Below are 9,433 nucleotides of genomic sequence, written 5' to 3'. Positions count from 1 at the left end.
TCCCCGCAATTCCGGAGACCGCCGAGCCGAGGACCGTGGCCACGAGCAGCGTAGCCAGGGCCCAGGCCAGGAACCCATGCGCGGTGTCGCGGAAATACACCTCGTCGGTATGCACGTTGACCCACTTCGTGCGGAGCCGCCCGGCGACATAGCCGCCTAACGCAGATGACAGCCATTGCACGATAACGAGCCAGACCGCGGTCGACACCGCAAATGTCGTCAGGGAAGGGCTACCCCATGGCGACATCATCGCCAAGCCGAGTCCGGAACCGACAAGCATGAGGATGACGGTCAAGGTGGCTGCCGCAAAAGCGCCGGCCACGATCGGCCCCCAATTGACGGCGGAGGATGATGTCTCAATCGTTGCCGGTTCGTCGGCCGGGGAAAAGGTCATCGTGGGCTCCTAACGTGCAAAAAGCATCAAAAGGATGATGATCGGAATTGGAACGCCGAGCAGCCAGAGCAGAATACCTCGTCCCATTTCGTCCTCCTATAAGTAGTGTTTGAATTCTTGTATTTAATTCCTGGATCTCGCTTTCGTTCCGCCTGATCTACTTCTTTCAATCAGCTGTTAAACTCAGGGCCTGACGCAAACGCCATCACGGCCCACAAATCTTGGACCGACCGAAGGCTCGCCCGCAAAGGGGGTGAACGGGCGAGCCTTTCGATAGGACGCCTGCCCAAGACCGCGCATTCGGGACGCGGAACGCGCCGGCGCCGACCGAACTAAGAAAGTAGCGAGATGTTCCGAACGAAAAGCAGTCTGCTGGTCGGGGGCGCCGCCTCTCCGCTATCGCCAGCATTCGAGAATTGCCTCCACCGGCGCGACCTCGACATGGTGGGAGTACCGCTTGGTGAAGAGTTTCAGGATGTTCTCATAGGCCTCATCGGACGCGCTGCAGATGGCGTCCTCCGCGAGGATCGTTCGATAGCCAAGATCGATAGAGCCGAGCAGGGTCGCCAAAACGCACATATCGGCCTCACCGCCGCTGACGATGACCTCCTCGACGCCTTCGGACTGAAGCACACCAGCGAGTTCGCCGCTCAGCCACGGCGAATAGATCGGCTTGTCGAACACGCGCGCCGGCGGGATATGGACGGCAAGCTCGGGCAGAAGGTCCACCGCCTCCTTGCCGGCCCTTGCGATCGTCATGTCCGCCCAATGCTCATAATATTGTTTCCACTGGCCGTGGCCCTCGCCCGGATTTCGCGCGGGGATGAACCTGGTGAAGATCGTGGCTTCTGGTCGCTTGCGCACCAGCCTCTGAACTTGTGGCAGGATCACGGGCAGCCAATCGACCGCCCATGGCCACGGCGGCGTGAACATCTGCTGCATGTCCACGCAAATATGGACGGCTTTCGCCGAGATCGGTGAGAGCGCGCTCAAAGCATATGACCCTCAAATCGCGGCGATATCGCGAGAGCAGTTCGCGTGTCGAATTCCTGTGTCAGGCTGGACTCTTTGATGCGGCAGGCCAAGGCGCGCATTGCGCGTGCCACGGGATACATCTTGATGCGTTCAAATTCCCTCGCTTGCGCCTCGGCCATGGCCGCGCACCGTTCCCGTTCGGCGATTTCAGGACAAAGATTTTCGGCAGCATATTCCATGTTGGATTTCTCCATCGCGTTGTCTGCCGCTAAACTCCGACTAAAGTCCTCCGTTCCATCAAGGCAGGCGCTTGCCACATTTTTCGAAAAGCGCTCGCGCCGACCGGCCTCGATTTGCCAAGTCGCAATAACAAATGATGTTTTTGGCCAGTGCGCCGGAAAATTCATCGAACGATTGGCCCGATACGAGGTTTGTTGCCGTCATCGGCTGCAGAGCCAGCGTGGCGGCTGACGCTGCCGGATTTGTCGTCCAGGCACCTTCGGCACCCAAGCGGATCCAACCCAAGATCCGCCCCGCCACGGCCGGGCGATTTTTTACGTCATGGAAACGAGGTCGTTGGGGAACAAAGGGCCGGAACGGTGGTTCGGTGCCACCAAGACCAAAGGAGCCTTGCCCCATGAGCATGCGGATATTCCTTATCCCATCGGCGACCGCCGCGCTGATGCTTGCCCTCCCTGCCTTCGCGGCCGACGACGCGCAGACCTTCGTCAACAAGGCTGCGATAGGCGGGATGTTCGAAGTGGATTCGAGCAAGATCGCGCAGGACAATGCGAAGGATCAGCAGATCAAGGATTTTGCCAAGCGCATGATCACCGATCACGGCGCGGCGAACGCCAAATTGCAGAAGATCGCCGGCGAGCAGAAGCTGCAGGTGCCGGCGCAATCCGATGCCGCTCATAAGAGCGATCTGGAACGATTGCAGAGCACGACGGCTTCGCTGGACCAGCCTTACGTCGAGATGCAGCGTAAGGCGCATGCCGACGCCGTCGGCCTGTTCGGGGCCTACGCCAAGGATGGAGACAATCCTGCCCTCAAATCTTTCGCAGCGGAGACGCTGCCGACGCTGAAGATGCATCAGGACATGATCGAGAAGATCGCAGGCGCCAGCGCGAGCACGCCGGCGGTCAAATCGGCATCGACGCCCAAACCACCCGCTCCGGTCCCCGGCGCGAACAGCTTCACCGAAGCGCAGGCGAAGAAGCGCATCCAGGACGCCGGCTATGCGGACGTCTCCGCCCTCGCCAAGGACGAACAGGGCATCTGGCGCGGCCAGGCGACGAAGGACGGCAAAGGCACCTCCGTCGCGCTCGATTACCAGGGCAACGTCTTTGCCGGCCAACAGTAGACAGGAGAACCGACATGCAAACGATCACCGCCCTGTTCGACGACTATGACGATGCCGCCGACGCCGTGGGCGCGCTGGAGTCCACCGGCGTTCCGTCATCCGACATCAGCATCATGGCCAACAATGCCCGCGGCTGGCATAGGAACACGCAATCCCCCGCAGCCGAGGATGCCGCCAGCGGCGCCGGCATCGGCGCGGTCGTGGGTGGCGCCGGCGGCCTGGCAACGGGCCTGGGCGCGATGGCGATACCGGGCGTCGGGCCGGTGGTCGCGGCCGGCTGGCTGGCGGCGACGGCCGCGGGCGCCGTCGCCGGGGCGATTGTGGGCGGCGCGGCCGGCGGCATCATCGGCAGCCTGACCGACGCCGGCGTGCCGGAGCAGGACGCGCATGTCTATGCCGAAGGCGTCCGCCGCGGCGGCACGCTGGTGACGGCTCGTGTCGAGGACGACCTCGCTTCGGAAGCCCGTGAAGTTCTCCGCAGCTCCGCATCGGTCGACATCGCCGACCGCCGCAGTGAATACCAAGCGGACGGATGGACAGCATTCGACCCGGCTGCCGGCGATTATTCGGCTGACGATGTCGAGCGCGAGGCGGCGCGACGGCGGGGAGCCTGAGCCAGACACCCAGACACTCGGACCGGCTTGCCCTCGACAAAGGCCAGGAAGGAATCGGCATGAGACGTGTTGTTTTGCCGCTCATACTGACCTTGATCGTGCTGCTGGCATGTTACTGGGTCTTCATTCGTGTCGACAGCGGCTCATCTTCGGCGCCATGGAAGCGCACGCCCGAACAAAACCAGGGCGGGAATGCGCCGCAGGATAGCTCGCCAGCTGCCGGCATCACGAAGAATCCACAGGACGCCAGCAAGATGCCGGGGGCTCAGTGACAGTCGAAATCCGTTGCTCCCGAATGGCTACTCGCGCGGCACGAACTTATTGAAACGGCTGGTGCTGCCCTCCGCTGTCATGTCCTGGTGAACGAACGCCAGGTTGTTGTCGTCCAGCACCTTGAAGAAATCCTCCCATTCGATCGGCCTCAGATCTTCGTCGCCGGCGCCGAAATCGACCCGCAGCGTTGCAGCCTTCCCCGGCGTCGCGACAACTGCAGGTCGGCCTTCGCGCGCCTCGATCCAAGCTCGGATCACTTCGTGATTTGAGGTGGTCATGGCCTCGCTCATTGCGGCCTCCTGCTGACAGTTCCCTTCTCTCGAAAGCAACCCCGCAGGCATCCGCTTGTTCCCGTCGGGCCCGGTTTTGTAGGCTCGCCGCAACCGAATATCGGCAGATAGAGAAGGCCCGCTGCCTGCATGCGGCAACGGGCCTTGTCAGGTCTTGATGGGACCCTGGATCGCTGGAGGGAGGGCGATCTTCTTTCGAACCGGCAGGCGCTCGAAATGTTCCCGCGAAAATCAGAGTTTGACGGCACCTTCCCTCGCCCAAAGCCGCAGCTTGCGGCAAGCCTCGACGAATGAGCGCGCGGAATCGCCGCCCGTGAGTTCGATGAGCCCCTCATCCGCATCGGCTGCTACCCCGGCGCTTGCCAGCAGAGGTCCGGCATCCGCGACGAAGCCGATGAACTTCAGATGCGCGAAGGCATCGGACACGAAGTCCTTTGCCGCAGCATCCCTGGACAGCATCTCGGCGCCTTCCTCGGAAACGAGCAGCACGACCGCATCGAAGAGAACGGAAGGACCGCCGTCGATCATGTGATTGGCTTCGATCCAGCTGCCATCGCCTGCCTCGACACCGCCCACCCGGCGCGCCACGATTTCCGCCTTGGCGCCTTCGGCTTGCGCCGCATCCCGCACCGCTTGCAGCAAGCCGGAATCGATGCCGTCGCTGACGAGCACGCCGATCTTGCGGCCCTTGAAGCTGTCCGGCCCGTTGTTGATGATGCTGAGCGCGGGCGCCAGCTCGAGGTCATCGCGTGTCGGCACAGCGGCGTCGGCAGGGGCCGGCATGGTCTTGATGCCGAGCTTGTCGGCGACCGTGGTCGCCAGCGTCTCGTCGATGTTGAGCAGATGGGAGATCATCCGCTCGCGGATGACCGGCGTCTCGACCTTGCTCAGTTCGAACGTCAAAGCCATCCCGATATGACGCTGCTCAGGCTCGGTCTGGCTGAGGAAGAATTGCCGGGCCTGGCTGTAGTGATCGGCGAAGCTCTCCGCCCGCAGCCGGACCTTCTGCCCCTCCTCCGCATCGGCAAAGGAGCGGAAGCCCCGCTCGGGTGACTCACGCGGCCCCTCGCCCCAGGAATTCGGCTGATAGTTGGCGCGGCCGGCGGGATTGCGCATCGCCATGTGACCGTCCTGCTGGAAATGATGGAAGGGACATTTCGGCGCGTTGATGGGAAGGTGGGTGAAGTTGGGGCTGCCCAGGCGCTTGAGCTGCGTGTCGAGATAGGAGAAGTTGCGTCCCTGCAGCAGGGGATCGTTGGAAAAGTCGATGCCTGGCGGCACGTTCTGCGTCATGAAGGCAACCTGTTCGGTCTCGGCGAAGAAGTTCTCAGGCATGCGATCGAGGACAAGCCGCCCGACCGGGATCGGCTCGATGATCTCCTCGGGAATGATCTTGGTCGGATCGAGGATGTCGAAGTCGAAACTGTCGGCGAAATCCTGGTCGAAGAGCTGGACACAGAGCTCCCACTCCGGAAAATCGCCCGACTGGATGGCGTTCCAGAGGTCGCGGCGGTGGAAATCGGGATCGGCGCCGTTGATCTTCACGGCTTCGTTCCAGACCACCGACTGCATGCCCAGCTTCGGCTTCCAGATGAATTTGACGAAGGTCGATTCATCCTTGGCGTTGACAAGACGGAACGTGTGCACGCCAAAACCCTGCATGAACCGGAACGACCGGGGAATGGCGCGATCGGACATGATCCACATGATCATGTGCATCGATTCCGGCGTGAGCGAGATAAAATCCCAGAAATTGTCATGCGCGGATTGAGCCTGCGGGAACGCCCTGTCCGGTTCCTCTTTCACGGCATGGACCATATCCGGAAACCTGATCGCATCCTGGATGAAGAAGACCGGGATGTTGTTGCCGACGAGGTCCCAATTGCCCTCCTTGGTATAGAGCTTCACGGCGAAGCCCCGCACATCCCGCGCCAGGTCGAAGGACCCCTTGCTGCCGGCGACGGTCGAGAAACGAACGAAGGCGGGTGTCTTCTCGCCGGGCCGCTGGAAGATATCGGCCTTGGTGTACTTGGCGAGCGACTCATACGTCTCGAAGAAGCCATGGGCGCCGTAGCCGCGCGCGTGGACGACGCGCTCGGGGATGCGCTCATGATCGAAATGGAAGATCTTTTCGCGGAAATGAAAATCCTCGATCAGCGTGGGACCGCGGTCGCCGATCTTCAACGTGTTGTGGTCATCCGCGATCGGCGCGCCAAGCGCCGTCGTCTGCACCTCGACCTTGCCTTCGGCCACCTGATGCAGCTCGCCGCCACTGCCGCGGACAAGTTTCTGGTCGTGAATCTCAGCCACGGCTGTAGCGTCGGCCGGGGAAGCTTTCTTCGGCATTGTCGGTGTCCCTTGTGCTCGCTGAATGATGTTGCCGAACGAGCAATCAGGGCGAATGTTCCAGCCGGTGGAGCGGGCATCCCCAGCTCGAACTATTTTTGAACGGCGTCCGACCCATCCCCTGCCCCGCTTGCCTGGGAACGGTCCGGCGTTACCCGCGACGATGCACGCACGGGCATCTCTCGCGGCGCAGGGATGCGAGATTTTCGGCGCCACCAGCGCGGCAGGAACTCGGCCATCAGGCTTTGAATCAGGCTTTTCATCCGATTGCCCATGGAGGGTTCACAGGCGAACGGATGCCGGCCCTGATTGTTCCGGGTCGGCGCGATCAGAGCGTCGTCAGTTGAAAATCAATTGGGACGGGCCTTGCGCGCACGCAACGCGATCGCGGCGTCCAGCTTTCGCGCCAATTCCAGCATTCGGGAAGGCGCTTCCTTGGATCCCAGCGCCTCCAACGCGACGGTCGTCTCGCGTTCCGGCGTTGTCGTCTCGGACAGCGTCTGTTCCGATCTCAGTGCTTCACGAACCTTCCGTGCCACGGCCGCGCCCTAACATGGGTTAATGCCTCCACTAACCCACTGACGGAAAAAAGGTTCCTGCTTCGCTTCTCCGCTGGACCGACGAACCTCCTTTCGATGCAGCTTTCCCGAACCCGGAAGTCGACGTCGCCTAAAGCGCGTCGCGATCTTTCAGATTCGCTCCATGCGCTTTAGGTTTTTTGATCTTACGCATGTCTTTATCCCGAAACCGGTTCCCACTTCGGGAGACATGCTTTATTGCCTGCCGAAGTCGACCAGGAATCTCTCCAGCCTCTCCCGGACCTGGCCAGGAGCTTCCCTCGTCGGGAAATGACCGACACCCGGCAGGAGCACACGCTCATAACCGGCGGTAAAATACGGCTCCTTGCCTTCGGAGGAATCCGGCAGAACGACGCGATCGTCGTCGCCATGAAGGACCAATGTCGGCACCAAGATGACCTCCGCCTCAATTTGCTTGCGCGCAAGTTCAGCATAGCGCGGGTCGGGATCCGCCTCGCCCCAGCGCACGCGATAGGAATGCAGCGTGACATCCGGCCAGTCGGGATTTTCGAAGGACCTCGCCACCCGTTCGAACAGCGCGTCGTCGAACCAGCCTGGGGGACTCCAACTGTCCCACTGGAAACGCGCGAAGGAGCGACCGTGCTGCCGCACGAACTCTTCGCCGCGCCCGGTCGCCATGAACCACTGATACCAGAAGGCTTTCGTCTGCTCCAAAGGCGGCGTCGGAGGCGGGCCGGGCTGCCACCCCAGCGAAAGCGCCGCGCAGCATGTTATGCGCTGCGGAAAGACGGAGGCGAGCAGATAGGCGATACGCGCGCCCCAGTCATGGCCGACAACCGCGAACCGTTCGAGGCCGATGGCGTCGGCAAAATCGAGCGCGTCCTGCGCCATGGCGGCGATCTCGCCTGAGCGCATCGTTTGATCGGAGTGGAACGAGGTCTTCCCAAATCCGCGCAGCCATGGCGCGAAGGTTCGGAGGCCCGCGGCCTGAAGCGATGGCGCCACATCCGCAAAAGTCGTCGCATCATCCGGCCAACCATGGAGGAGCAGCACAGGCGGTCCATCCTCGGATCCACCGCTCAGATAGGCGACCCGCAAAAGCGAAGTATCGCAGAAAACAGGTTCTTGCATGGACGCCTCCTCATGCGCCCACAGTGCAGTGGGCGCCCAACCCTGCGCAATCGGGTTCCTTTTGGTCTTGAGCCGCCTCGATCCGGCGAGGGAACCAACCGCAGCCTCGCTGGTTCGGAAAGCCAACAGCGGAGCCTCGCCATGCAAAATGCAGCCGAAATTCTCGTCGACACCTTGATTGCCTGGAACGTCGAAGTCGTGTTCGGGTTGCCTGGCGACGGCATAAACGGCGTCATGGAAGCGCTGCGCAAGAACCAGGACAGGATATCCTTCGTCCAGGTGCGGCACGAGGAATCGGCCGCCTTCATGGCTTGCGCCTACGCCAAATGGACAGGGAAGCTCGGGGTGTGCCTCGCAACATCCGGGCCCGGCGGCACGCATCTTCTCACCGGCCTCTACGACGCCAAGCTCGACCAGGCGCCGGTGCTGGCGATCACCGGCATGCAGTTCCATGACCTGATCGAGACTTTCACGCAGCAGGATGTCGATCTTACCCGCGTCTTCAACGACGTCAGCGTCTACAACGTCCAGGTCTCGGACGCGGCGCATATGGAAAACGTGGCAAGCCTCGCCTGCCGCACGGCGCTCGCCCGCAAGGGCGTCGCGCATCTCTCGATCGCCAGCGATATCCAGGAACAGCCCGCCGACGCGGCCAAGCGATCCAAGCGCAACCGGCCGGCGCACACGCCGCAAGACATGTTCGCTCCGCATTGCCTCGCGCAGGATGTGGAGCTGGACAAAGCGGCGGCAATCCTCAACGACGCGCGGCGCGTGGCGATCCTGGCGGGGCGCGGAGCGATCGGGGCGGCGGCCGAGCTCGAAGAAACGGCCCGGTTGCTGCAGGCGCCGATCGTCAAGGCCTTGCTTGGCAAGGCGGTGCTGCCGGACGACCATCCCTACACCACGGGCGGCATCGGCATTCTGGGCACCTTGCCATCGCAGGAGGCGATGGAGACGTGCGACGCCGTCCTCATCGTCGGCTCGACCTTCCCCTATATCGAGTACTATCCGCAGCCTGGCAAAGCCCTTGGCGTCCAGATCGATTGCGACGCGCAGCGCATCGGCCTGCGCTTCCCGGTCGAGGCCGGTCTGGTCGGCGATGCGGCGGAGACCTTGCGCGCCCTCAACAAGCGGCTGAAGCAGAAGGGCGACGGCGCATTCCTGGCGACCGCGCAGAGCTCGATGCAGAAATGGCGCGAGATGATGCGCCAGTCGGAAGATGGCTTGGCCCATCCGCTCAAGCCGCAACGCGTCGTGCGCGCCTTCGGCGAGCGCCTTGCCGAGAATACGGTGCTGGCGACCGATTCCGGCCAGAACACGGAACTTGCCGCGCGCCATGTCGATCTCCGCGCGGGACAGGCTTTCGGCGTTTCGGGCGCGCTCGCCTCCATGTCCTGCGGTTTGAGCTATGCGATCGCGGGCGGCATCGCCTTTCCGGGCCGGCCTGTCACGGCGATCGTCGGCGACGGCGGTCTCGCCATGCAGCTCGGCGAGTTCTCCACGGC

General features: G+C 62.6%; 10 protein-coding genes and 1 pseudogene. 4 read left to right on the top strand and 7 right to left on the bottom strand.

What is annotated here, in order from left to right:
- The 3 genes and pseudogenes from EOA27_RS10275 to EOA27_RS10265 all read right to left on the bottom strand — a co-directional run.
- Positions 1 to 394: pseudogene (locus tag EOA27_RS10275) on the bottom strand (hypothetical protein); the annotation flags it as partial.
- A gap of 396 nt (positions 395 to 790) precedes the next feature.
- Complete coding sequence (locus tag EOA27_RS10270; protein WP_245463192.1) at positions 791 to 1,387, bottom strand: isochorismatase family cysteine hydrolase; 597 nt, start codon at positions 1,385 to 1,387, stop codon at positions 791 to 793.
- Positions 1,384 to 1,776 carry a hypothetical protein gene (locus tag EOA27_RS10265; RefSeq protein WP_126079165.1) on the bottom strand — a complete coding sequence of 131 codons (393 nt, stop codon included), beginning with the start codon at positions 1,774 to 1,776 and terminating at the stop codon, positions 1,384 to 1,386. Before EOA27_RS10265 ends, EOA27_RS10270 begins: the two co-directional genes overlap by 4 nt.
- 230 nt (positions 1,777 to 2,006) lie before the next feature.
- Between EOA27_RS10265 and EOA27_RS10260 the strand changes: the two genes are divergently transcribed.
- The 3 genes from EOA27_RS10260 to EOA27_RS10250 are packed head-to-tail and all read left to right on the top strand — an operon-like array spanning position 2,007 to position 3,621.
- Positions 2,007 to 2,735, top strand: a complete 729-nt coding sequence (locus EOA27_RS10260) for a DUF4142 domain-containing protein (protein ID WP_126079166.1) — start codon at positions 2,007 to 2,009, stop codon at positions 2,733 to 2,735.
- Between the two features lie 14 nt (positions 2,736 to 2,749).
- Positions 2,750 to 3,349 carry a hypothetical protein gene (locus tag EOA27_RS10255; protein WP_126079167.1) on the top strand — a complete coding sequence of 200 codons (600 nt, stop codon included), beginning with the start codon at positions 2,750 to 2,752 and terminating at the stop codon, positions 3,347 to 3,349.
- A 59-nt stretch (positions 3,350 to 3,408) separates the two neighbouring features.
- Positions 3,409 to 3,621 (top strand): hypothetical protein, encoded by a 213-nt coding sequence (locus EOA27_RS10250; RefSeq protein WP_126079168.1) that lies wholly within the window; start codon positions 3,409 to 3,411, stop codon positions 3,619 to 3,621.
- 27 nt (positions 3,622 to 3,648) lie between these two features.
- Here EOA27_RS10250 and EOA27_RS10245 read toward each other — a convergent pair whose 3' ends face one another.
- From EOA27_RS10245 to EOA27_RS10230, 4 genes are all read right to left on the bottom strand, one after another.
- Positions 3,649 to 3,912, bottom strand: coding sequence for a hypothetical protein (locus EOA27_RS10245; protein ID WP_126079169.1), 264 nt, complete (start codon positions 3,910 to 3,912; stop codon positions 3,649 to 3,651).
- A 231-nt stretch (positions 3,913 to 4,143) separates the two neighbouring features.
- Complete coding sequence (locus EOA27_RS10240; RefSeq protein ID WP_127256078.1) at positions 4,144 to 6,258, bottom strand: catalase; 2,115 nt, start codon at positions 6,256 to 6,258, stop codon at positions 4,144 to 4,146.
- 350 nt (positions 6,259 to 6,608) lie between these two features.
- Positions 6,609 to 6,797, bottom strand: coding sequence for a hypothetical protein (locus tag EOA27_RS10235; protein ID WP_126079171.1), 189 nt, complete (start codon positions 6,795 to 6,797; stop codon positions 6,609 to 6,611).
- Positions 6,798 to 7,031: 234 nt separating this feature from the next.
- A complete protein-coding gene (locus EOA27_RS10230) occupies positions 7,032 to 7,928 on the bottom strand; it encodes an alpha/beta hydrolase (protein WP_126079172.1) in 897 nt (298 codons plus the stop codon).
- 141 nt (positions 7,929 to 8,069) lie between these two features.
- Between EOA27_RS10230 and EOA27_RS10225 the strand changes: the two genes are divergently transcribed.
- On the top strand, positions 8,070 to 9,433 hold a 1,364-nt coding region (locus tag EOA27_RS10225), incomplete at its 3' end, for a thiamine pyrophosphate-binding protein (protein WP_127256076.1).

It is taken from the genome of Mesorhizobium sp. M2A.F.Ca.ET.037.01.1.1 (genome assembly GCF_003998075.1).
Classification (GTDB): domain Bacteria; phylum Pseudomonadota; class Alphaproteobacteria; order Rhizobiales; family Rhizobiaceae; genus Mesorhizobium.
The sequence above is the reverse complement of the archived record's forward strand: the minus strand, read 5'-3'. Positions and strand labels throughout refer to the sequence as shown.